The sequence below is a fragment of the Amycolatopsis camponoti genome, assembly GCF_902497555.1.
Classification (GTDB): domain Bacteria; phylum Actinomycetota; class Actinomycetes; order Mycobacteriales; family Pseudonocardiaceae; genus Amycolatopsis; species Amycolatopsis camponoti.
Map to the genome: position 1 here is coordinate 1,559,811 of NZ_CABVGP010000001.1, position 22,897 is coordinate 1,582,707.

A 22,897-nucleotide genomic window follows, 5' to 3' on the forward strand; every position below is an offset into this window, starting at 1 on the left:
GTCTAGGAGGCGTGATGGCGAAGACGGCGGTGGTGACCGGAGCCGGTTCGGGCATCGGGCGGGCGGTGGCGCGGGCCCTCCTGTCGGACGGCTGGTCCGTCGCGCTGGCCGGGCGGCGCGCTTCCGCTCTCGAGGAAACCGCCGCGGGCTTCGACGGTGCGCTCGTCGTGCCCACCGACGTCTCCGGCGAACAGTCCGTCGCCGCGTTGTTCGCCGCCGTCCGCGAGCAGTGGGGGCGGCTCGACCTGCTGGTCAACAACGCCGGGATCGGCGCGGCGGGGACCGTGGCCGACCTGTCCGTCGAGGACTGGAAGCGGACGGTCGACGTCAACCTCACCGGGATGTTCCTCTGCGCGCAGCAGGCCGTCAGGCTGATGAAGGACCAGGATCCCCGCGGCGGCCGGATCATCAACAACGGCTCGATCTCGGCGCACGTCCCGCGCCCCGCGACCGTCGCCTACACCGCGACCAAGCACGCCGTCACCGGGCTGACGAGGTCGATCTCGCTGGACGGCCGCGCGTGGAACGTCGCCTGCGGCCAGATCGACATCGGCAACGCGGCCACCGAGATGACCGAGCGGATGGCGGCCGGCATCCCCCAGGCCGACGGCCGGGTGATCGCCGAGCCGACGTTCGACGTCCGCCACGTGGCCGACGCGGTGCGGTACATGGCTTCGCTGCCGCTGGACGCGAACGTCCAGTTCCTCACCGTCACCGCGACGACCATGCCGTTCATCGGCCGCGGCTAGGGGATCACCCGCGCCTTCCGGAACTCGTCGAACAGCCGGTAGAACATCTGCTCCGTCTCGACGTACTCGTGGAAGCCCGCGCGGCGGGACTTCGAGGTGTCCGCGAACATGTCGTAGTCCCAGCCGAACACGAAGTCGCCGAAGGCCCAGGACGACGAGACGTCCGCGTAGGACGCCGTGAGGCCGTGTTCCGCGGCGAGTGAAGTCCACAGTGGATCCTTGTCGGTCATCACGTCCACAAGGGACATTCGCAGCGGGGGCGCGGCTTCGAGGCCGAAGTACGCCGCCAGCTTCGGCCACAGCTCGCTCCACCGGAACAGGTCGCCGTTCGCGATGTTGAACGCTCCCTCCTGGCCCGTCGCCCACACCGTGGCCGAAGCCAGCAGGCCCGCGTCCGTCATCTCCAGCAGGCTGTCGTACGCGCCGGGCTTGCCCGGGAACCGCAGCGGCAGGCCGAGCTCCTTCGAGATCGACGCGTACACCGCGATCACCAGCGCCAGGTTCATCGGGTTGCCCAGCGCCGTGCCGCCGACCACCGACGGCCGGATCGCCGACCAGGAACCTCCCCACCGCTCGAGGAACTGCTGCTGGTCGACGTTGAACTCCGGTGGCATGTGCCCGGCGTCGGTCTCGCGCGCCGGCGTCTTGAACGGGCCGAGGTGCGCGCCGTAGACCTTGTAGCCCTGCATCAGGCTGACGTGCTCGAGCGCGGCCGGGTCCAGGGCGCCGACGAGGTTCGTCAGCATCGCCAGGTTCGGCGGGACCAGTTCGGCCCACGTCGGCCGATCCTGGTACGCCGCGTAGAAGAGGTGCGTGACGCCGCTCAGCGCGCCGACCTTCGCCCGCGTGTCGGCGGCGTCGAGCAGGTCGACGGCGAGACCACCGCGGCGGGAAAGCCCGATGACGTCCCAGCGCCCGTCCGCCCGCAGGTGCTCGACGAGGTTCCGGCCGATGATCCCGTTCGCCCCGGCGACCAGGGCTGTCTTGCGTTCCATGTCCTCCAGCCTGGTCACGCGCTCGTGATAAGTCCAAGGCTTGGTTTTCACCATGGCGATAAACTCTGCTCATGGTAAGCCTGCGGCAGCTCGAGTACCTGGTCACGGTGGTCGACACCGGCTCGTTCACGCGCGCGGCCGAGCAGCTGCACGTGACGCAGCCCGCGTTGTCGCACCAGATGCGGGCCCTCGAACAGGGCCTCGGCGGGCCGCTGCTCGAACGGCTGCCCCGGACCGTCCGGCTCACGCCGATGGGCCGGGCGATGCTGCCGCACGCGCGGGCGGCGCTGGCCGACGCCGAACGAGCGCGCTGCGCGGCCCGGCTCGCGTCCGGCACGACGGCGGGGGAGCTGCAGGTCGCGACGGTCTACTCGATGAGCCTCGGCGTGCTGCCGCCGGCGCTGCGCGTGTGGCGGCGCGACCGGCCCGGCGTCGACGTCCGGCTGATCGAGTTCCGCCACGCCGACGAGCTGCGCGACGCGATGGCCGCGGGCGAGGCCGACGTCGCGCTCGGACCGCTGCCGCCGGTCTGGACCGGGCCGGTGCGCGAGCTGGGCGTGGAGGAGTTCGTGGTGGTGCTCCCGGCGGACGGCGCTTCGGAGGCTTCCCCCACGGGTGTCGTCGACCTCGCGACCCTCGCCGACTGCGCGTGGGTGCACTACGCGCCGGGCAACGGCCTGGCGGAGCTGGTCGACGCGGCCTGCGCGGCGGCCGGGTTCCGCCCGCGCGCGGCCGTCCGCACCGAGCAGACGGCGGCGGCCCGATCCTGGCGGCGGCGGGCCTCGGCCCGGCGCTGGTCCCGGCGAACGTCCTGCCGTCCCGGTTCGACGGCCGGGTTTTGCGGCCGAGTGTGCCGGTGCGCCGGACGTTGGCGGCTTACACGCGGGCCGCTCCGGACCCGCTGACCACGGCGTTCATCGACACCCTGGTCGAGCACGCCACGGTCTAGAGGCGATCCAGCCAGGGGTGCTCGCCGAACGTCTGCCGGAGGGCATCCGCCAGCCACTGCCGTTGCGCGGGGTTCAGCACCGGCAGCGCCGCCAAGAAGTCCAGCTCGTCCTTGGGGCGGGGGTGCCGGGCCTTGACGAAGAGCTGGACTTCCGTTGCCAGGTAGGGGATTCCGTCCGCCGTGACCGCGCCCAGCTCGGTGACGGCCCGCCGCACGGCCGGGTCCCGGCGAGAGACCCACGAGTCGCCTTCGGTCTCGTCGAGCATGACCTGGATCCGCCACGGCGCCGACGCCGACGGGCGGCACCAGATGTCGTCGACGCCGGGCGGCAGCAGCTCGCCGCGCCGCCACGGCCGGAGCGTGCCGGGCGGGTCCGCCGCCCACCACTCCCACGTCGCCAGCGCCTCCTGGACCGCGAGCTGGTCGCGCCGGAGGAGCAGGACGTCGACGTCGCCGTGGTTGCGGAACGCGTGCCCGACCGCCAGTTCGATCGCGTAGCCGCCCGCGATCCACCAGGGCGCGCGGATGCGCGAGAACAGCTCGACGACCTCGGACAGCGGCGCCGGGTCCCAGGTCACGAGACCCCGATTCCGGCCAGCACCGGGCCGGCGAACGGGGTCGTCAGGACGTCGTGCACGCGCGACGACCAGACCGCGTGGCCGTGACCGGACCACAGCGGCGCCACCGGGAGGTCGCGCAGCAGCTGGTTCTCCGCCAGCCGGTACAGCTCGCCCGACTCCTCCGGCGTCGCCGCCGCGTCCGCGAGTGCCAGATTCTGGCCGAACACCTCGTCGGTGTACCCCGACTCCGTGGCCAGCGTCGACAGCAGCTCGTACGGGCTCGCGGTGGCCAGTGAAACGTCCAGTGTGGATGGTCCGTCGGGCGGGCCGGACAAAGGTTGCGCGGTCACCGAAACGTCCAGCGACTTGTGCAGGCCGACGACCAGCGTCCGCGTCCAGGCCTCGGTCGAAGGTCCGAAGTAGACGGTTGCGCCGCCGGGGAAGGCCGCCTGCTGCAGGAGGGCCTTGCCCGCTGCCGCGTCGAAGCTGCACGGCCGGCACGTGCCCGATCGCTCGCCGGGTGCGTCCGCGGGCGGGAGCAGGGCCTTGGCCGGGTCGACCTGGTGGGCGAGCGGCCCGGCTTCGAGGGCCGCGCGGTCGACGCCCAGTGCGAAGCCGTGACGGACCGTCGCGTCGGCGAAGCGGGGGTTCGCCACCGGGAACGCCAGGTAGCCGGCCCGCGGCAACGCCCAGGTCGCGTGGTGGCCGTCGTCGAAGTCGTCGTGCATCGCGTCGTGCTTCTCGCCGGGGACCTCGGTGGCGAGGTCGAGCGTGCCCGCCTTGACCGCGTCGTACTGGGCCGTCGGATCGCCGACGCGCAGCTCGATCTCCTCGGCCTGCCCGGAACCGACGCGCTTCAGCGTGCCGCCGGAGCCGGGCCGCCACGCGCCGTCGAGCCGGTACGGGCCGTTCCCGACGGGTGCCGCGGCGAAGCCCTTCCAGTCGTGGGAGGCGAGCACCGACGCGGGCAGCGGCACCAGGCCCGGCGCCGAGAGCAACGCCGGCACCTGGCCGGACGGGCGATCCAGGACAAGGGAAATGGTGTCCGGAGTGGACGCCGTGATCTCGCGGGCGCGCAACAACTTCGTCAACACCGGCGCGGCGGCCCACCGCGAAGCGGCGATCGCGCGCCACGTGTCCACATAGGACTGAGCGGTCACCGGGGTGCCGTCGTGGAACGCCGCGGGGCGCAGCTTGACCGTCCAGTGCACCCGGTCGGTGCTCTCGATCGACTCGGCCGCGCGCGGCGTGAGCTTCCCGGTCGCCGCGTCGTAGTCGGCGAGCGGGGTCCACAGCGCCCCGGTCACCAGCCGGCCCGCCGAGTCGGCGACGTCGGCGGGCAGCAGCGTCGCGGGCTCGCGGAGGCCGGCGGACAGGACGCCGGGCCGGGCGGCGTCGGAACCGGAACAGCCCGTGACGGCGAGGGCCAGGACGGCGAGCAGGACGAGCAGGCGCATGAGCCAGTCCTACCAGTCAGGAGGCAACCAAAGGCGGTTGTGTCCGGTTGATCTCCGTCGTACCGTTCCCCGGGATCACGCGTTCTGGGAGGTTTCGTGCGCACCTGGCTCCGGTCGTGCTTCGCCGCCGTCACCGTCAGCGCCACGCTGGTCGCGACCGGGCTTCCGGCCGCCGCCTGCGGCGAGGACGACAAACCCGCGGTTCCCGCCGCGCGCACCCTGGGCGATCCGGGGGCGATCAAGAACGTCAAGGCCGTCGGCAGCGTGCCCGACGCCGCCGGCGCCATCTCGGTCAACTTCCTCGACTACGGCCGCCGCGACGTCATGGTCGTGTCCGGCGAGTTCGGGCTGAAGGTCTACGACCTGACGAAGAACCCGGCCGCGCCGAAGCTGGTCGGGCAGGTCAGCCTGCCCGGGCTGTGGGAGACCGAGGACACCGAGGTCGACCCGGCCCGCAAGCTGGTGTTCCTCTCCCGCGACCCGCGCGCGTTCGGCGGCACGACGCACACCGGCGAGTCCGGCATCTACGTCGTCGACGTCTCGAAGCCCGAAGCGCCGGCGATCATCAGCTACACGAAGGTCCCGGCCGGGCACACCACCAGCTGCGTCGACGGCTGCCGGTACCTGTGGACCGGCGGCCCGGCGAAGGCCGACGACCAGCCGGCCGACTGGGGCGGCCGCCCGATCTGGGTCACCGACATCCGCGACCCGCGGCACCCGAAGGTGAACCCGCAGCCGATCGAGCTGGCCCGCAACGACGGCAAGACCGACTACGTGCACGACGTCCAGGTGGACGGCAACGGCGTGGCCTGGGTGTCCGGGCGCGGCGGCGTGCGCGGCTACTGGACGAACGGGGTCCACCGCGACCCGCTTTCCGGGAAGGTCCGGCGCGCCAACGCGCACGAGCCGATCCCGTACGCCGGCGGCGGCATCGCCGAGACGGCGGCGCCCTCGCGGTTCATGCACAACAGCTTCCACCCGGCGGGCCACCGCGTCGGCGACGGCGCGTGGCGCGGCCAGGACCTGATCTACGCGACGGAAGAGAACTTCGTCGACGGCTGCGCGGGTGACGGCGTCCTGACGATCTCGTCGCTCGCCGGTTCGTACCACGGCGAAGGCTGGCGTTCGACGCCTTCGCAGCCTTTCCGGTTGCAGAGCGTCGGCACGTGGAGCGTCAACGGCCAGGAGGGCAGCGACCCGGCGTCGGACGACTGCTCGGCGCACTACTTCGACGTCCGCGGCAAGATCCTGGTGCAGTCGTTCTACTCGCAGGGCACGCGGTTCCTCGACGTCAGCGACCCGACGAACCCGCGCCAGATCGCCTACTACCGACCGGGCGACGCGAGCGCGTGGGCGCCGTACTGGCACGGCAAGTACGTCTACGTCGCGGACAACGCCCGGGGCATCGACGTCCTGCAGCTCACGAAGTAGGGCTTGATCCACCGGAGGCCGCCGCCGAGTCCGCTCGGCGGCGGCCTCCGGTGCGTTTCAGGACCGCAGCCACACCGCGGTATCGGTGGGCAGCTGCGCGTCGACCGGCCCGCTCGCCAGCAGCACCTCACCCGACGGCAGGGGCACCGGGGCGGCCGAGAAGTTCAGCGCGAACGTGAACCCCGTCCCGATCCGGAACGCCAGCACGTCGTCGCCGAGGGAGAGCCACTCCAGCTCACCCGTCGGCAGGTCACGCCGGAGCCGCAGGCCGTCGCGGTACAGCGACAGCATCGACTCCGGGTCCGCCGCTTCGGCCGAAGCCGTGTAGGCCTTCCACTCCTCGGGCTGCGGCAGCCACGCGTCACCGGAACCGAACCCGAACGGCGGCTCGTCACCCGACCACGGGATCGGCACCCGGCAGCCGTCACGGCCCGGGTCGGCGCCGTTCGTGCGGGCCCACACCGGGTCCTGGCGCAGGTCGTCCGCGATGTCCAGGACCTCCCACAGCCCCAGCTCTTCGCCCTGGTAGACGTACAGGCCACCGGGCAGCGCCAGCGTCAGCAGCGCCGCCGCCCGGGCCCGCTGGGTGCCGAGCGAGAGGTCCACCGGCAGCTCGTGCAGCCGGTTGGCGAACGAGAAACCCGTGTCGCCCTGACGGCCGTACCGCGTGACGTGCCGCGTCACGTCGTGGTTCGACAGCACCCACGCCGCCGGGGCACCGACCTCGTCGTGCGCGCGCAACGTCCGGGAGATGACGTCCCGGAAGCGCGGCGCCTCCCACGGGCACACCAGGAAGTCGAAGTTGAACGCCGAGTGCAGCTCGTCGCGGCGCAGGTAGCGCGCCGCGCGGGACATGTCCGGCAGCCACATCTCGCCGACCAGCACGCGCTCGCCCGCGTAGCTGTCGGCGATCTTGCGCCACGACCGGTAGATCTCGTGCAGGCCCTCCATGTCGGAGAACGGCGTCTCGTCGCCCTCGTCGACGTCGGGCAGCCGCGGGTCCTTGACCAGCCCGTCGGCGACGTCGATGCGGAAGCCGTCGACCCCGCGGTCGAACCAGAACCGCAGCACGTCCTCGAACTCCGTGCGGATCTCCGGGTTGTCCCAGTTGAAGTCGGGCTGGCGGGAGCTGTAGAGGTGCAGGTACCACTCGCCGTCCGCCACACGGGTCCACGCGGATCCGCCGAAGCGCGACTTCCAGTTGTTCGGCGGCTCGGACCCGTCCGGCCCACGGCCCGGCCGGAACCAGAACCGTTGCCGCTCCGGCGATCCCGGGCCCGCTTCGAGCGCGGCCTGGAACCACCGGTGCTCGTCGGAGCAGTGGTTGGGCACGATGTCGATGATCACCCGGATGCCGCGCGCGTGCGCCTCGGCGATCAGGTCCTCCGCCTCGGCGAGCGTGCCGAAGAGCGGCTCGATGTCGCGGAAGTCGGCGACGTCGTAGCCGCCGTCGTCCATCGGCGAGGGGTACCACGGGGTGAACCAGATCGCGTCGATCCCCAGGTCGGCCAGGTGGTCCAGCCGGGCGCGGACGCCGGCGAGGTCGCCGACGCCGTCGCCGTTGCCGTCCGCGAAGCTGCGGATGTAGACCTGGTAGATCGCCGCGCTCCGCCACCAGCCGGTCTTGTCGGTCACGAAAGTGCCCTCCTAGTCGTCGTGAAAACCCGGCTCAGCCCTTGATGCTGCCGGCGGTCAGCCCGGCGAGGATCTGCCGCTGGAACGCCAGGAACAGCGCCACCATCGGCAGGCTGGCCAGCACCATCCCGGCGACGAGCACGTTGAGCGGCATGTCGATCGCCACCCGTTGCAGCATCACCGAGAGCGTCTGCTTTTCGGTGTCCGGGAACACCAGCAGCGGCCAGATGAAGTCCTTCCACGCGGTGACCACCGCGAGGATCGACACCACGGCCAGGATCGGCCGCGAGATCGGCAGGATGATCCGCCAGAGCGTGCGCACCGGCCCGGCGCCGTCGATGCGCGCCGCCTCGATCAGCTCGTCCGGGATCTGGTCGAAGAACCGCTTCAGCAGGTAGATGTTGAACGCGTTCGCCGCCGCCGGGAGCCAGACCGCGGTCGGCGAGTTGATCAGGTTGAGGTGCAGCAGCGGCAGGTCCGTCACCGTCACGTACGTCGGGACGAGCAGGGCCGTGGCCGGCAGCATCAGCGTCGCCAGCATGAGCCCGAGCACGACGTTGCCGAACTTCGGGCGCAGCTTCGACAGCGCGAACGCGGCCGGGACGTCGATGGCCAGCTGCGCCAGCCACGCGCCGCCGGCGACGACGAGCGTGTTGAGGAAGTACTTGCCCAGGCTCAGCTGGTCCCAGGCGTCGGCGAAGGTCTCCGGGTGCCACTCGTGCGGGATGAGCGTCGCCGGAGTCTGCGCCAGCTCCTGCGGAGACTTCATCGCGCCCGTGACGACCCAGTACAGCGGGAACATGAAGGCCAGGAGGAACACCACGAGCGTGCAGGCGAAGACGACGCCGTAGACGACCTTGCCGCGCGGGCTGCGCAGCGCGCCGGGGGAGACGAGGGTTCTCATGTCTGGTCCGCCTTCCGCGTCAGCCGGACGTACCACGCCGAGAACACGCCGAGCGCGATGAACAGCAGCAGGCTCATGGCGCTGGCCGAGCCGAAGTCGTTGTAGACGAAGGCGTAGCGGTAGAGCAGCAGGAGCACGGTCACCGTCGAGTCGTCGGGTCCGCCGCCGGTCATCACGTACGGCTCGGTGAAGACCTGCATCGTCGCGACGATCTGCAGCAGCAGGAGCACCAGCAGCACGAACCGTGTCTGCGGGAACGTCACGTGCCGCAGGCGTTTCCACAGCCCGGCGCCGTCCAGTTCGGCGGCTTCGTACAGCTCGCCGGGGATCGTGCCGAGCGCGGCCAGGTAGATCAGCGTGGTGCTGCCCATGTTGGCCCACGTCGAGACGAAGACCAGCGACAGCATCGCGGTCGTGGAGGAGTCGAGCCACTGGCCGCCGGGCAGGCCGACCGCGCCGAGCGCGGAGTTGAAGAGGCCGGGACCCGGGTCGTAGAACCACTTCCACATCAGCGCCGTGACGACCGGCGGCAGCATCACCGGCAGGTAGACGGCGAGCCGGAAGAACGCCTTGGCGTGCCGGATCTCGTTGAGCAGCACGGCCGTCAGGAACGGGACGGCGAAGCCGAAGACCAGCGCCAATCCGGTGAACAGCAGGGTGTTGCGCCAGGCGACGCCGAACAGCGGATCGGCGAAGAGCCGCTCGAAGTTGTCGAACCCGACCCACGTCGGCGCGTTGACGAAGTCGACCTGCTGGAAGCTCAGCAGGACGCCGCGCACGATCGGGTACCAGGAGAAGAGCGCGAACACCACGAGCGCGGCGCAGAGCAGGCCGTACGCGGTGAGGTTCTCCTTGAGCTTGCGCTTGAGCCGGGTGCGGCGGCGTTCTTCTTGCGAGACGGCCGGGCGCCCGGCCCGCGACGACGACGTCGCGGGCCAGGCGAGCAGGCTACTTGACCTGGGCGAGGACACTGTTGACCTTCGAGGACGCGGACGACAGCTGCTGGTCGAGGTTCGCGTTCTGGTCGGTGAGGACCGCCTGCATCACGCTGTCGAGCGCGGCGTAGATCTGCTGCGCGCCCGGCGGCTCGATGCTGCCCTTGATCTTGCTGGTGGTGTCCACGTAGGACTGGTAGTTCTTGGCGGGAACGTTGGCGTACTTGGCCTTCAGGGTCAGCTGCTGGTCGCGGACCGCGCCCGTCCAGACGTCCGGGGTCGGCTCGGCGGGCAGGCCGACCGGCTGCTTGCCGTCGACGTACTGCTGGATGTGCTTCTCGAAGCGGTCCGGGTTGAGGTACTTCCACTGGATCCACTCGAGGCCGGCCTTGACCTTGTCCGGCGAGGCCTTCGGGTTGATCATGTAGCCCTCGCCGCCGAGCAGCGTGCCCTGGCCGCCGGGCATGCCGGCGATGCCGTAGTCCTCGTACTTGCCGTTGAACTGCTTGACCAGCACGGGAACGTTGTCCGGGGCGGCCATGTACATGCCGAGCTGGCCGGCGCCCATCATGCGCTGGACGTCGGTGGCTTCGAGGAGCTGCTTGGCGCCCATCGAGTTGTCGGTCCAGCGCATGTCGTGCAGGTACTGGAGGGCCTGCTTGCCCTTTTCGTTGTTGAAGTCGGCGACCCACTTGTCGCCGTCCTTGCGGGCGATGTCGCCGCCCATCGAGTACATCCAGCCGGTCATGTGCCAGCCGCCCTGGTTGTTCTTGCTGTAGTCGGCGTACCCGACGACGCCGTTGCCCAGCGCGGCGATCTTCTTCGCGTCCGCGCGGACCTCGTCCCAGGTGGTCGGCGGCTTGTCCGGGTCGAGCCCGGCCTTCTGGAACAGCGGGCGGCTGTAGACCAGGCCCATCGTGTAGTTCATCGTCGGCAGGCCGTAGAGCTTGCCGCTTGCGTCCCGGAAGTTGTCCAGCAGTTCCGGCTTGATGTCGTTGATGTGCGGAACGCTCTTCGCGGCTTCCGTGATGTCGGCGGCTTGACGGCGTGCGATGATCTGGGCCGGGTCGGTGAAGTAGACGTAGTAGACGTCCTCGAGCTGCCCGCCGGCGAGCTTCGCGGAGAACGTCTTCGGGTCCATGAACCCCTCGTGGGGCTCGATCTGGATGTTCGGGTGGGAGGCCTCGAACTCCTTGACGTCGGCGTCGAACACGCTGCGCTCGAACGGCTGGCTGGTCGGCGGCTGGCCGGTGACCGTGATCTTCACCTTGCCCCCGGGCGCGGCGGCGGTGCCGTCGTCACCGCAGGCGGCCACCCCCAGTGCGAGGCCACCTGCGGCCAGCAGGCAGAACATTCGGCGGGGCACGGTTCGGGACCAGGGACTGCTCATCTCAAGCCTCTTCTCGGGTCGCGACGGCTGTCACGTGATTGCGGTCACTCTAAAGTGTTGAAGCAGATCGACGCAATAAGACGACGAGAAGTTGCAAGTTACGAACAGGCCGCGAGAGGCTGGTACCCACACGGACGACACGCGTGCCCAGCCGGACGACACGCGTGCCTGGACAGTCGACACGCGTGATTGAGGGGTCAACTCGCGTGATTGAGGGGTCGACACGACGGCGGCGCCGTGTCGACCCTCCAATCACGCGTGTCGACTTCCGGATCACGCGTGTCGACCCTCTGGTCACGCGTGTCGTCTGGCTGGGTACGTGAAAGAGCGCGACGGCCGGCAGGCCGTCGCGCTCTGGAGGTGAGACTTAGGCGGTGCGGCGGGCGGTGGACCCGCGCACCACCAGTTCCGGGGCGAACAGCAGCTCCTCGGCCGCCACCTCGCCGCCGTTGATGCGCTTCACCAGCAGCTCCACCACCGCCCGGCCCATGGCCTCGATCGGCTGCCGCGTGGTCGTCAACGGCGGGTCGGTGCAGTTCATCAACGCCGAGTCGTCGTAGCCGACCACCGAAATGTCCTCCGGCACCGACAAGCCCTGCCGACGCGCCGCGCGCACCGCGCCCAGGGCCAGCAGGTCGCTCGCGCACAACACCGCCGTCGCGCCGCGGGGGTACAGGCGAGCCGCCGCCGCGTGGCCGCCCTCGATCGAGAACATGCCGTGCTCCACCAGCTCGTCCAGCACCGGCAACCCGAGCTTCGCCGCGTACGACTGGAACGCCTCGAGCTTGCGCTGCGACGGCACGTGGTCCGACGGCCCCAGGACCAGCCCGATCTTCTCGTGCCCGAGCGAACTGAGGTGCCCGACGACCTGCTCCACCGCCACCGCGTCGTCGCACGACACCTGCGGCAGCCCGAGGTGGTCGACCGCCGCGTTGATCAGCACCGTCGGGAGCCGCCGCTCGACGAGGTGGTGGTAGTGCGAGTGGACCGCGTCCGCCTGCGCGTACAGCCCGCCGGCGAACACCACGCCCGACACCTGCTGCTGCAGGAGCAGCTCGACGTACTCCGCCTCCGACACCCCACCCGCGGTCCGCGTGCACAGCACCGGCGTGAACCCCTGCTGCGCGAGCGCGTTGCCCATGATCTCGGCCAGCGCGGGGAAGATGGGGTTCTGCAGCTCCGGCAGCACCAGCCCGACCAGGCGGGCCCGCTCGCCGCGCAGCTGGGTGGGGCGTTCGTAGCCCATCACGTCCAGCGCGGTGAGCACGGCGGCCCGGGTGCTGGCGGACACCCCGGACCGGCCGTTGAGCACCCGGCTGACCGTGGCTTCGCTGACCCCGACCTGGCGGGCGACTTCGGCAAGACGACGCGTCATGAGTGAAACTTTACAGCAACTGGGCGCAAAAGTATGACAAGCCCGTACCGGTGTCAGGTACCGGTACGGGCTTGCCGACTGACCGAGCTACGAAGCCGCCACTTCGAACTCGGACACCTGACCCGCGGGCCAGCCCGTGTTGCCGGTGAACGTCAGCCGCACGAAACGCTGGGACGTCGCCGCGAAGGAAGCCGACGCCGTGTTGCCGGATGCCGGGTCGAACGCGTAGCCGCGCGAACCCACCAGGGTCGTGTACGAACCGCCGTCCGTACTGCCGGAGATCGTCACCGTCTCGGTCCGCGCGCCCCACGCCGACGACGGCGGCAGCCGCAGCGTCACCTTGTTGATCGACGCCGCCGCGCCCAGGTCCACCGTCAGCGTCTGCGGGAACGCGTTGTTCGCGCTCTCCCAGTACGAGTTCGCGTCACCGTCCACCGCGTTCGACGGCGGAAAGCCACCGACGGACGCCGACGCGCTGATCGCCTTGCCGCGCGCGAGGTTGCTGCCGGACGTGGGCGGCTGCGGCGGTCCCGAGTTCGGCGCGGGCCACGTCGAGCAGTCGCCCCACGTGCCGGTCCAGCCGCTGTTGCCGGACCCGGTGAACGTCATCCGCGGGATCGACGTCGGGTACGGGCAGTTGTACGTCCCGGTCACGCCGACACCGGACGCGGTCAGGTTGCTGATCGACACCGACCCCTGCGTCTGCGACTGCGCCACGAACGTGCCGGCGCCCTGCACCGAGACGCCGTCGAGCGTGACGCCCTGGATCTGCTTGCCCTGCCCGTTTCCGTCGATGAACTGGATCGCCTCGTACGGGCTCTGGATCGCGGTGAACCCGGTGACCCGGATCGTGACGCCGGCGATCGCCTGGTCGCGCGCGTCGAACCACAGCGCCCCGACGCCGAACTGCCAGTTCGGGTCGAGGGCCCCGGCCCGCAGTGCCGTGTTGTTCGACAGCGTGACCGTGCCACCGAGCGGCACCGAGTTGAACCGGTTCGCCACCAGGTACCCGCCGCCGAGGGCGTTGGTGTCCTGGACGAGGTTGCCGCTGACCGTGTTGTTCGAGCCGCCGTACAGCGCGATCCCGTTGGCCAGGTTCGGCTGCACGACCGTGTTGTTCACCAGCGAGTTGCCCGAGTCGGCCTGGCCGTTCGACCAGAGCGCGAGCCCGTCGTCGCCGTTGTTGCGCAGGTAGTTGTTGCGCAACGTCGAGTTCGTCACCGCGCCGTCGAAGTTCACGCCGTCGGCCTGCGTGTCGAGGATGCGGTTGTTCTCGATGGTGAGGTTCGACGACGCGCCGTTCATCAGCCACAGCCCGCACTTCGTGTCCTGGATCCACAGGCCGCTGACGACCGAGCCGTTGCCGAGGACGCCGTGGAACGCGTTGTCCGGGCTGCCGTCGTTGCGTTCGGTGACGTCGCCGAACACCGCGAAGTCGTACAGCTTGATGTTCCCGGACGCGCTGCCGTTGTTGAAGATGTTGTTGCCGTGCAACACCGTGTACCACGGCCCGGCGCCGCGGACCGTGGTCTGGTCGATCTGCAGGGCCGACCCGATCTCGAACCGGCCGGACGGGACCCAGACCTCGCGAGCCTGCGAACGCGCCGCCGACAGTGCGTTGCGGAACGCCTGCGAGTCGTCCGACGAGTCGTTCGCCGTGGCACCGTAGTCGGTCACCGAGAGCGCGTTGGCAGGCTTCGAGCCCGCGCCGCCGACCTGCTCGAAGTCCGCGAGGTCGATGGTCGCCTGCCCGACGTCACCCGAGTCGGCCTGCACTCGGACCTTCGCACCCGCCGCCAAGTTCTGCCCGAACATCACACGGGCGTCGTCGAAGAAGTGGTGCGTCTTCGAACCGGTGATGAAGCCGGTGTCCACATAGGTGTAGCGCGACGTCACCGGTAGCGCGAGCTTGGACCCGTTGACGGACACCGAAAGCCTGCCGGACGAGCCGTCGGGGAGGTTGTAGTGGACGTTGATCGAGTTGGCCGCCGCGGGCAGGGTGAACTCGACGTACTGGCCGGTCGTGATCCGCACGGCCTGCCGCCCGGAGGCTTCCGAGGCGATCGAAGCCTGGGTGTAGTCGGGACCGACGGCCGAGCCGTTCGTCGCCGAGCACTCGGCTTCGACGGTCCGGAACGGCACGCTCGCGCCGCCGGACGCCGTGACCGGGCAGGTCGCGGCCACGGCGGGGGCGCTGCCGGAAAGCACCGCCAGGCCGGACGCGGCGAGCGCGACGGCGAGGAGAGCGGGAATGCGGGACATCGTCATCACCTCTCAGGACGAATAGGCTTCGAGTTCGGACAGCTGCCCGGCGGGCCAGCCGGTGTTGCCGGTGAAGGTCAGCCGCAGCGTGCGGGCCGACGTCGCCGGGAACGTGATGGTCGCGGTGTTGCCGGACGCGGGGTTGAACGTGTAGCCCGCGGCGGCCTTGACGCCGTCGACCGCGATCGTCTGCGTCCGCGTGCCCCACGCCGAGGACGGCGGCAGCTTGAGCACCAGCCGCGACACCGAAACGGTGGCCCCGAAGTCGACGGTCAGCGACTGCGGGAACGCGTTGTTCGCGCTCTCCCAGTACGAGTTCGCGTCGCCGTCGACCGCGTTCGAAGGCGGGAAGCCACCCTGGGACGCCGACGCGCTGACCGCCTTGTGCAGCGCCAGGTTCCCGGTCGGCGGAGTGGTCGGAGTAGTGGTGGTCGGCGGCGTGGTGGTGGTCGGCGGAGTGGTCGTACCGCCGTTGTCCGAGCCGTACACCGGCGTCGGCCACGAGCCGCAGAACGTCGTCGACCAGCCCGAGTTGCCGCCCTGGTCGGCCAGACCCGCCATCGCGTCCGGGCCCATGCAGTTGTAGACGCCGGCCCGCCCGACCCCGGTCGCGACGACGTTCTTCACCGACCCCGTCGGCTTGGCCTGGATCTGCCACGCGAACGTGCCCGCCCCGGTGATCCGGACGTTGGTGAAGTGCACGTCCGTCGTCGCGCTGTCGATGAACTGGATGGCCTCGTAGTTGTTGTCCAGCAGGTCGAGGTCGGTGACGTCGACGCGGCCGGTGATGGCGCCGTCGCGGCCGTCGAACCACAGGGCGCCGACGCCGAACTGCCAGTTCGAGTCGAGCACGCCGGTGCGGATCGCGGTGTTGCGAGCGACCGTCGTGGTGCCCGAGAGCGGCACCGCGCTGAACCGGTTGGCGATGTGGATGCCGCCGCCCTGGTCCTGGTTGTCGGCCACGACGTTGTCGGAGACGGTGTTGTCGTGCCCGCCGTAGATCGCGATGTTGTTGGCGAGGATCGGCAGCAGCACGGTGTTGAAGGAGAACGTGTTGTGGTGGTCGGCGTCGTGCTCGGACCACATCGCGAGGCCGTCGTCGCCGGTGTTGCGCAGGAAGTTGTTCGTCACCGTGACGTTGCTGATGCCCTGGTGCAGGTTCAGCCCGTCGGCGGTCTGGTCGAGGATCCGGTTGCCGGACACGGTGAGCCCGTCGAACGGCCCGTCGAGCCACAGCCCGACCTTCGTGTGCTGCAGCCACAGGTTCTGCACGACCGAGCCGCCGCCCAGCGCGCCGCCGATGGCGTTGGACTGGTCGCAGTCGACGCGGGCGTCGACCTGGCCGATGATCGCGAAGTCGTAGAGCTTCACGGCGCTGCTCGTGCCGGGCACGGCCGCGTTGCCGGGGTAGGTCGACGTGCCGCAGCTCGCCGGCTCACCCTTGCCGAAGATCCCGGCGCGCGGGCCGGTGAGCACGGAGTACCACGGCCCGGCGCCGCGGATCGTCACCTGGTCGACGGTGATGTGGTGGCCGAGGGTGAAGGTCCCGGAGGGGATCCAGACCTCCTTGCCCTGGCTGCGCGCCGCGGCGACCGCCGAGTCGAACGCCGAAGCGTCATCGCTCGTGTCGCCCGCGGTGGCGCCGTAGTCGGTGACGGACACCGAGTTCGCCGGGCGCGTGGCCGCGGCGCCGACCTGCTCGAAGTCGGCGAGGTCGATGGTGGCGGGGGTGACGTCGCCCGCGTCGACCTGCAGCTTGATCTTGGTGCCGGCCGGGTACGACGTGCCGAGCAGCGCGCGGGTCTCGTCGTAGAAGTGGTGCGCGTGGCCGTCGCCCGGGTTGTTGGTGAACGGGTACGAGCCGTAGTACCAGGCCCACTTCGACGTCAGCGCGAGGTCGCGGTTGTGCGCGCCGCCGACGTAGAGCGAGATCGTGCCGTTGACGGAATCCGGGAGGCTGTAGCGGAAGTCGATCGAGTTCGCCGGGGCGGTGAGCGTGAACTCGACGTACTTGCCCTGGCCGGACAGCGTCACGGCTTTGCGGCCGGACGCCTCGCCGGCGAGCGTGCCGGCGTTGCGGTCGGGGCCGATGACCGTGCCGTTCGTGGCGGCGGTTTCCGCTTCCTGCTCGACGAACGGGACCGTCGCGCCGCGGCCGGCCGCGAGCGTGTCGGCGGGAGCCGCGGCGATGGTGATCCCGGCCGCCGCGATGACAGCCAAGGTGAGAACGCCGAACCGCTTGGGGGAAGCGCTTTTGGGCGCGCTGAAGACAAAGCTGGGGGACATGGGCAGCACTGGCCTTTCCGCAGCTGGTGGGGACCTCTGTGATCGGGATCATACGAATCCTGGACAAGAAATCGCAATAGTTGGACGAACTTACGCAACTTTGCGACAGGAATTGACGACTGCGCCGGATGTCCGACGTTCGCTTACGCCCGGCGGAGCAACGGCCTCGCGGTCGGAGCGCGCTGATAAATTCCGGGGATGAGCCAGCGACGTGCGGACGGCAGCGCCGGGGACGCGGACTACGGCGCGATCGGCGGGGTCTACACCGACTACCGCAAGCCGGATCCCCGTATCGGCCAGTACATCCTCGACGCGCTGGGGGACGCGCGGACCGTGCTCAACGTCGGTGCGGGCGCCGGCGCGTACGAGCCCGAGGACCGGGAAGTCACCGCGGTCGAGCCGTCCGCGTCGATGCGCGCGCAGCGCCCGGCGGACCTGCCGCCCGCGGTCGACGCCGTGGCCGAGAAGCTCCCGTTCCCGGACCGCGCGTTCGAGGGCGCGATGAGCACGTTCAGCGTCCACCAGTGGGCCGACCTGTGGACCGGGCTGAAGGAGCTGCGCCGCGTCACCCGCGGCCCGATCGCCATCCTGACCTGCGACCCGGCTCTGCTGCGGCGGTTCTGGCTGCTCGACTACGCGCCCGAGGTGATCGAGACCGAAGCGCGGCGCTACCCGTCGGTCGACGACATCGCCGACGGGCTCGGCGGCCACACCTCGATCGTCCCCGTGCCCATCCCGATCGACTGCACGGACGGCTTCAACGAGGCCTACTACGCCCGCCCGGAACGCCTGCTCGACCCGGGCGCGCGGCTGTCGTGCTCGGCGTGGAGCTTCGTCGACGACCGCGTGCACCACCGGTTCGCCGCCGAGCTGCAGCACGACCTCGACGACGGCACGTGGGAACGCCGCTACGGGCGCCTCCGCGAGCAGCAGACGTTCGAGGGCTCGCTGGTCCTCGTCGTCTCGGACCCGACGGGATGACGCCGCCGCCGTTCGACCCGGAGCTCGCCCCGGTCGTCGAAACCCTGCGGGCGCTGCGCCCGCCGCTGGCTTCGCTCGAGGACATCCCCGGCCGTCGTGAGCTGAACCGGACCGAGCACCGGACGGTCGAGGAGCTGGCCGCCGCGTACCCGGCGTACAAGGTCGCCGAGGAGTACGCGGGCGACGTCCCGCTGCTGGTCATGACGCCGTCGTCGAGCGCGGGCGTCCTGTACTACGTCCACGGCGGCGGCACGATCGTCGGCAGCCACCTCGGCCAGGACGTCCCGAACCTGCTGGACTGGGCGGGCGAAGCGAATCTGACGATCGTCTCGCCGGGCTACCGGCTCGCGCCCGAGCACCCGTACCCGGCGCCGGTCGAAGACTGCTACGCCGGTCTACTGTGGACGGTCGAGCGCTTCGCCGCCCCGGTCGTCGTCGGCGGCATCAGCGCGGGCGGCGGGCTCGCGGCGGCCACCGCGCTGCTCGCCCGCGACCGCGGCGGGCCGTCGCTCGCCGGGCAGCTGCTGCTCTGCCCGATGCTCGACGACCGCAACGACACGCCTTCGGCGATCGACCTCGACGGCCGCGGCCTGTGGGACCGCACGGCCAACCACGTCGGCTGGACGGCGTACCTCGGCGGCCTCGACGACGTCCCGCCCTACGCCGCCGCGGCCCGCGCCGACGACCTGTCCGGCCTGCCCCCGGCGTTCCTGGACGTCGGCACGGCGGAGACGTTCCGCGACGAGGTCGTCGCCTACGCGAGCCGGATCTGGCAGGCGGGCGGCGAAGCCGAGCTGCACATCTGGCCCGGCGGTTTCCACGGCTTCGACTCGCTGGCCCCGGAAGCGCGGATCAGCCGGGCGGCTCGCGCGGCCCGGCTGACCTGGTTGCGCCGGCTACTCGGCCAGTAGCTCCTGCAGCTCCCGCACCGCGACGGCCAGTTCGTCGGCGAAGCGGTACATCTCGGCCGAGACGTGCTTCGGCGTGCTGAGGTAGAGGTTCCAGCGGTCCGGCAGCAGCACGTACGCGATGCCGATGCACTGCGGGCTCGTCGAGCCGAACCCGAAGTACTGGATGTTGACCGACGGCGCCGAGCTGGTGCTCAGGTAGTCGTCGCGCATCTTCAGCCAGCCCGGCGACTCGTACAGCGCCGCGACCGAGGTGTCGCCCCGGCGCTTCCCGATCAGCTGCAGCTCCCACAGGTGCTGCTCCGGCGCGTCCCCGGCTTGACACTCCTTCGCCCGCGAGACGTGCTTCGCCGCGGCCGCCCGGAACGCTTCGCGCTTCTCTTCCGCGGAGGCGTCGGAGGTCAGGACGTCGGCGAAGCGCACGACCTCCGGGGTGACGACGCGCATCGCCTCGGTGCGGCCGTTCCGGAACTGCCGGGTCGCGATCGACTCGTACGTCGCGCCGGTCAGGCCCTTCGCGCGGCGATGCGCCAGCTGGTACGCCATCTGCGCGAAGGCGTCCGGCGACATCTTCAGCTCCTTCGCGCGGTCGGCGCCGAAGTCGAACGACACGGTCTGCGTCGCCGTCGCGTCCGCGTACGCCCGGAAAGCCGCTCCGGCGGCGCGCGCGTCTTCGCGGAGAGCGTCGGTCAGCGCGAACTCGACCACCTCGTAGCCGGGGACGCCCTCGGCGCTCTCCCGGGTTTCCCGCGAGCCGCTCAGCAACGCGTCGGTGAAGCCGAGGATCGTGGTGCCGTCGAGTTCGCAGTGCTCGACGTTGATCCCTGCGGTGCCGTCTTCGAACACGATGAGCGAAACGGCTTTGTCGTACCAGCGATTGTCGCCGTACAGCAGCCGGTCACCGGCTTCGAGGGCGTTCGACGGCGTGAAGTCGTCCAGGCACAGGCAGAACAACGCGGTCTCGATGGTCTCCAGCGCTTCGCCGTTCCCGGCCTCGAGCAGTGCGGCTCGCGAAGCCGCCCACTCCGCACGCGCCTTCGTCGTGAAGTGCCCGGCGGGAACGTCGGTGACGTGGTCGTCCTTGAGGATCGCGCGCAGCCCGTCCGCCAGCTGCGCCGGCGAGTACGGGCGCCCGTCCTCGTCGAGAACGTCCATCCGGAAGGGAGTGTCGCGGTGGAACACGACGATGTGCCGCTCGGGCGAGGGGAACCGCGTGCGCGCGGTGTCCAGCAGCACGCCCGGGATGCGCGTCGCCGAGAACAGGTACTTGTGCTGCACCATCGACTGCGGCCCGCCGCGCAGCAGCACCGGCGGCACCAGCTCCTCGTCGAGCTTCAGCTTGTAGTCCACGGCGGACGCGGCCAACTCGGCCGCGCGCTCCACCTGGCCCAGCGGGGAATCCTGGAACAGGAAGAAGAAGTTGGCGTTGAGCGCGATCCGGTCGCGGCGGCCGAGGTAGCGGTACGGCCAGAACGTGTCGAGCCAGCTGTGCACCCCCGGCGAGCGGTCGTACTCCTCGAGCGCGGCCTGCAGCTCGTGCGCGGGGCTGCCGGGCGCCAGGAACTCCGCGACGGCCGCTTCGGTCTCGGCCAGCTCTTCCGGCGTCAGCAGCGGCGCGCACCACTCGAGGAAGCGGCGGCCGCTGTCCTCCAGCGTGGGGACGGGGACGCGGGGGAGCCGGTCCTCGTTGCCGAAGGTGCGGGTGGACCATTCCGGACTGCTCACGGTCATCCTTCTTGCTCGGAAGTTGCCAGCGCGGCCGCCAGTTCCGCGGCCGTGCCTTCAGGACGGGAAACATACAGCTGGGCGTACAGCCAGCCGTCGGACTCCACGCCGGTCGGATCGACCCCGGCGGCGTCGAGGGTGTCGAGGATCTGCGTCCGCTCTTCGGCGGAGGCGAACCGCCGCTGCCGGAACACGCCGGGCACCCGCGCGGTCTCGTACCCGAGTCCGGCGAGGCTGTCGGCGACCGGCTCGTAGGAGAACATCCGCAACACGAAGTGCGCCATCCACGGCCGCGAGCCCCGGGCGATCCGGGAGAGCGTCTTCTCGGTGACGTACCCGACGCAGCCGGTCGAGATCACCAGGTCGACGTCGTCGAGGAGCTTCCGCTGGGTGCTGTCCGGGTCGTCGCTTTCGAAGTCCGCGTGGATGGCCTCGTCGAGGAACCCGGCGGAAAGCGCGTACTCGAGCGCCGGTGCCGCCGCGTCGAGGCCGAAGAACTTGGCGCCGCCCGGGCCGGAGATCATGGCCCGGTCGGCCTCGATCAGCCCCGCGTGGTTCAGCGCCAGCACGTCCGGGGCGGTGTAGTGCGCGTAGAGGTCGTCCATCGTGGCGTCGCACCGGCGGAGCGCGGCGTTGACGCCGTACGAGCAGCCGACGTCGAGCACGGTCGGGCTTTCGGCGGGGTGTTCGCCGATGAGCTTCGCGAAGTACGGCTTCGCGAGCTGAGGGATTGCGTAACCGACGCGGCGCAGCGTGCCGAAGAACGGCCGCGGGTCGGGTGCGGTGTAGATGTGGTCGAACGAGATCTTGCCGGTCGAGTCGAAAGGCACAGGCCAGGCTCCTGATCTAGTCGAGATCTAGTCGAGCAGCTCGTCGCCCCGGTCGGTGCGCCCGGCCAGGTGCGCCGGCAGGACCCGGCCGAACAACTGCCTGGTCCGCTCCGCGCTGCCGATGACCCCCGGGCGCTCGCTGTAGGCGAAGATCGCCGAGTGACGCGCGACCTCGCCCCTCACCGTACTGACCCGGTGCAAGGCGAAGCGCCCCTGAAAGAGCTGCAGATCGCCCGGACGGAGGCTCAGGCGCTGGACCGGATGGGTGCTTCCGCCGTCGAGCACGGCCCGGACGGCCGGGAAGTTTTCGTCGGTCGCCGACCGGATGCCCGGGCAGTATTCGAAGGTCCCGCCGTCGTCCGCGGCCTGCGTCAGCATGCTGACGGTGTAGGAGTTCGTGTCGAAGTGCCACGGATGCGCGCGGCCGGGCGCGATCACGTTGAGCGTCAGCCCGGCGAGCGGGTCGGCGAGCTCGTGCAGCTCCGGCAGGCCGAAGCAGTCGGCGACGAACCGCTGGAACACCGGGCTGGTGTAGAGCCTGCTGATCAGCGACGACGCCGGGATGTGGTCACGCGCGACGAAGGCGTTGCCGCGTTCCATGATCGTCCGGCCCGGGTGGTCCTCGGGCAGCGGCGCGTCGATCGCGGTGTTGTAGGCGTTGACCTTTTCGATCTTCGTGTACGCGTGCGGTTCGAGCGCCGCGCATTCCTCGCGGAGGACGTCGTGCAGTTCCGGGCGGATGAAGTCGGCGAGCACGCTGCAGCCGACGTCGGCCAGATCCGCGCGCGTGCGGGCGACGATCACGCGCCACTCGGGACTGTCCGGATCGGTGAGCGGGTAGCGGTCGGTGTCGACCATTTCCAGTGGCGCTACGGAGGTGCTCATCGAGGTCCCTTCCGGCGGGTGAAGGAACAGAGTTAGCACAGAGTCCGGCTGGTCAACTGTCGGTTTGTGATCGGTGACACAAGGTCATCAGGCGCCGACCTCGGTGGCCCAGGAGCTGACGGTGACGGTGTCCGTGGTGCCGAGGTCCGTGTCCAGCGGCTGCTTCTGCGCGGGTTCGCCGGGGACCGGCACGACCGCGATCGCCGCGCCCGCGCGCTGGTCACCGTTGGTCACGGTGGCCGACCACGCGAGCACCGCCACGACCTTCTCGCCGGGCTGGACGGTCAGGTCCTGCGGGCCGAGGTCCCGCGCGAAGTACGACGTCCCGTGCTCGACCTTCACCTCGAGCGACGAGCCGTCGCCCGCGAGGATCTTCAGATCCGGGTAGCCGGTGACCTTCCGCGGTGCGGTGTCCCGGTTGGTCAGCGTCAGGACGCTCGCGCGGTGCCCGAGCCCGGCTTCGACCTGCCCGACCGAAAGCGACAGACCGCTCGACGGCGGCGGAGCGTACGTCGGGCTCGGTGTCGTCGTGGGCGTCGGGACCGGCGGCGGAGGCGGCGGAGTGCCACAACCCGCGAGAAGCGCGACGAAGAGAAGTGGTGCGAAGCGAGAAACCCCCATGGACCGGAAGAGTAGCGGG

Annotated in this window: 18 protein-coding genes and 1 pseudogene; 5 read left to right on the top strand and 14 right to left on the bottom strand. The window is 70.5% G+C overall.

What is annotated here, in order from left to right; translation table 11 throughout:
- Positions 1–14: 14 nt before the first annotated feature.
- Entirely contained in the window at positions 15–749 is a 735-nt protein-coding gene (locus AA23TX_RS07575) for an SDR family oxidoreductase (protein ID WP_155541851.1), read from the top strand.
- Here AA23TX_RS07575 and AA23TX_RS07580 read toward each other — a convergent pair.
- On the bottom strand, positions 746–1,744 hold the full coding sequence (locus tag AA23TX_RS07580; RefSeq protein ID WP_155541852.1) for an SDR family oxidoreductase: 999 nt from the start codon (positions 1,742–1,744) through the stop codon (positions 746–748). The genes AA23TX_RS07575 and AA23TX_RS07580 overlap by 4 nt on opposite strands.
- A gap of 71 nt (positions 1,745–1,815) precedes the next feature.
- Between AA23TX_RS07580 and AA23TX_RS07585 the strand changes: the two are divergent.
- Positions 1,816–2,693: pseudogene (locus AA23TX_RS07585) on the top strand (LysR family transcriptional regulator).
- Here AA23TX_RS07585 and AA23TX_RS07590 read toward each other — a convergent pair.
- Positions 2,690–3,271: a nucleotidyltransferase domain-containing protein gene (locus tag AA23TX_RS07590; protein ID WP_155541853.1), complete on the bottom strand. Its 582-nt coding sequence runs from the start codon at positions 3,269–3,271 to the stop codon at positions 2,690–2,692. The pseudogene AA23TX_RS07585 and the gene AA23TX_RS07590 overlap by 4 nt on opposite strands.
- Positions 3,268–4,710, bottom strand: coding sequence for a peptide ABC transporter substrate-binding protein (locus AA23TX_RS07595; RefSeq protein WP_155541854.1), 1,443 nt, complete (start codon positions 4,708–4,710; stop codon positions 3,268–3,270). The genes AA23TX_RS07590 and AA23TX_RS07595 overlap by 4 nt, the downstream gene beginning before the upstream one ends.
- Before the next feature lie 96 nt (positions 4,711–4,806).
- On the opposite strand from AA23TX_RS07595, the gene AA23TX_RS07600 reads away from it, so the two are divergent.
- Entirely contained in the window at positions 4,807–6,141 is a 1,335-nt protein-coding gene (locus AA23TX_RS07600; RefSeq protein WP_155541855.1) for an LVIVD repeat-containing protein, read from the top strand.
- A 57-nt stretch (positions 6,142–6,198) separates the two neighbouring features.
- Here AA23TX_RS07600 and AA23TX_RS07605 read toward each other — a convergent pair whose 3' ends face one another.
- The 7 genes from AA23TX_RS07605 to AA23TX_RS07635 all read right to left on the bottom strand — a co-directional run bounded on the left by AA23TX_RS07605 (position 6,199) and on the right by AA23TX_RS07635 (position 16,928).
- Positions 6,199–7,776: a glycoside hydrolase family 13 protein gene (locus AA23TX_RS07605; RefSeq protein ID WP_155541856.1), complete on the bottom strand. Its 1,578-nt coding sequence runs from the start codon at positions 7,774–7,776 to the stop codon at positions 6,199–6,201.
- Positions 7,777–7,810: 34 nt separating this feature from the next.
- Positions 7,811–8,680, bottom strand: a complete 870-nt coding sequence (locus AA23TX_RS07610) for a carbohydrate ABC transporter permease (RefSeq protein ID WP_155541857.1) — start codon at positions 8,678–8,680, stop codon at positions 7,811–7,813.
- Positions 8,677–9,651, bottom strand: coding sequence for a carbohydrate ABC transporter permease (locus tag AA23TX_RS07615; RefSeq protein WP_155541858.1), 975 nt, complete (start codon positions 9,649–9,651; stop codon positions 8,677–8,679). The genes AA23TX_RS07610 and AA23TX_RS07615 overlap by 4 nt, the downstream gene beginning before the upstream one ends.
- A complete protein-coding gene (locus tag AA23TX_RS07620) occupies positions 9,629–11,005 on the bottom strand; it encodes an ABC transporter substrate-binding protein (protein ID WP_155541859.1) in 1,377 nt (458 codons plus the stop codon). The genes AA23TX_RS07615 and AA23TX_RS07620 overlap by 23 nt, the downstream gene beginning before the upstream one ends.
- Positions 11,006–11,372: 367 nt before the next feature.
- The gene (locus AA23TX_RS07625) at positions 11,373–12,380 is read right to left on the bottom strand and encodes a LacI family DNA-binding transcriptional regulator (protein WP_155541860.1); all 1,008 of its coding nucleotides are present in this window, start codon (positions 12,378–12,380) and stop codon (positions 11,373–11,375) included.
- Between the two features lie 87 nt (positions 12,381–12,467).
- Positions 12,468–14,648, bottom strand: coding sequence for a discoidin domain-containing protein (locus AA23TX_RS07630; RefSeq protein ID WP_155541861.1), 2,181 nt, complete (start codon positions 14,646–14,648; stop codon positions 12,468–12,470).
- Positions 14,649–14,654: 6 nt separating this feature from the next.
- Positions 14,655–16,928 carry a discoidin domain-containing protein gene (locus AA23TX_RS07635; protein ID WP_155541862.1) on the bottom strand — a complete coding sequence of 758 codons (2,274 nt, stop codon included), beginning with the start codon at positions 16,926–16,928 and terminating at the stop codon, positions 14,655–14,657.
- 198 nt (positions 16,929–17,126) lie between these two features.
- Between AA23TX_RS07635 and AA23TX_RS07640 the strand changes: the two genes are divergently transcribed.
- A complete protein-coding gene (locus AA23TX_RS07640) occupies positions 17,127–17,909 on the top strand; it encodes a class I SAM-dependent methyltransferase (RefSeq protein WP_155541863.1) in 783 nt (260 codons plus the stop codon).
- Complete coding sequence (locus tag AA23TX_RS07645) at positions 17,906–18,820, top strand: alpha/beta hydrolase (RefSeq protein WP_155541864.1); 915 nt, start codon at positions 17,906–17,908, stop codon at positions 18,818–18,820. The genes AA23TX_RS07640 and AA23TX_RS07645 overlap by 4 nt, the downstream gene beginning before the upstream one ends.
- Here the strand turns inward: AA23TX_RS07645 and AA23TX_RS07650 are convergent.
- The 4 genes from AA23TX_RS07650 to AA23TX_RS07665 all read right to left on the bottom strand — a co-directional run bounded on the left by AA23TX_RS07650 (position 18,806) and on the right by AA23TX_RS07665 (position 22,878).
- Positions 18,806–20,548: a choline/carnitine O-acyltransferase gene (locus tag AA23TX_RS07650; RefSeq protein WP_196425213.1), complete on the bottom strand. Its 1,743-nt coding sequence runs from the start codon at positions 20,546–20,548 to the stop codon at positions 18,806–18,808. The two genes, AA23TX_RS07645 and AA23TX_RS07650, sit on opposite strands and share 15 nt — an antisense overlap.
- A complete protein-coding gene (locus AA23TX_RS07655) occupies positions 20,545–21,372 on the bottom strand; it encodes a class I SAM-dependent methyltransferase (protein WP_155541866.1) in 828 nt (275 codons plus the stop codon). The genes AA23TX_RS07650 and AA23TX_RS07655 overlap by 4 nt, the downstream gene beginning before the upstream one ends.
- A 27-nt stretch (positions 21,373–21,399) precedes the next feature.
- A complete protein-coding gene (locus AA23TX_RS07660) occupies positions 21,400–22,257 on the bottom strand; it encodes a HalD/BesD family halogenase (protein ID WP_155541867.1) in 858 nt (285 codons plus the stop codon).
- Positions 22,258–22,344: 87 nt separating this feature from the next.
- Entirely contained in the window at positions 22,345–22,878 is a 534-nt protein-coding gene (locus AA23TX_RS07665) for a DUF4232 domain-containing protein (protein ID WP_155541868.1), read from the bottom strand.
- Positions 22,879–22,897: the final 19 nt, after the last annotated feature.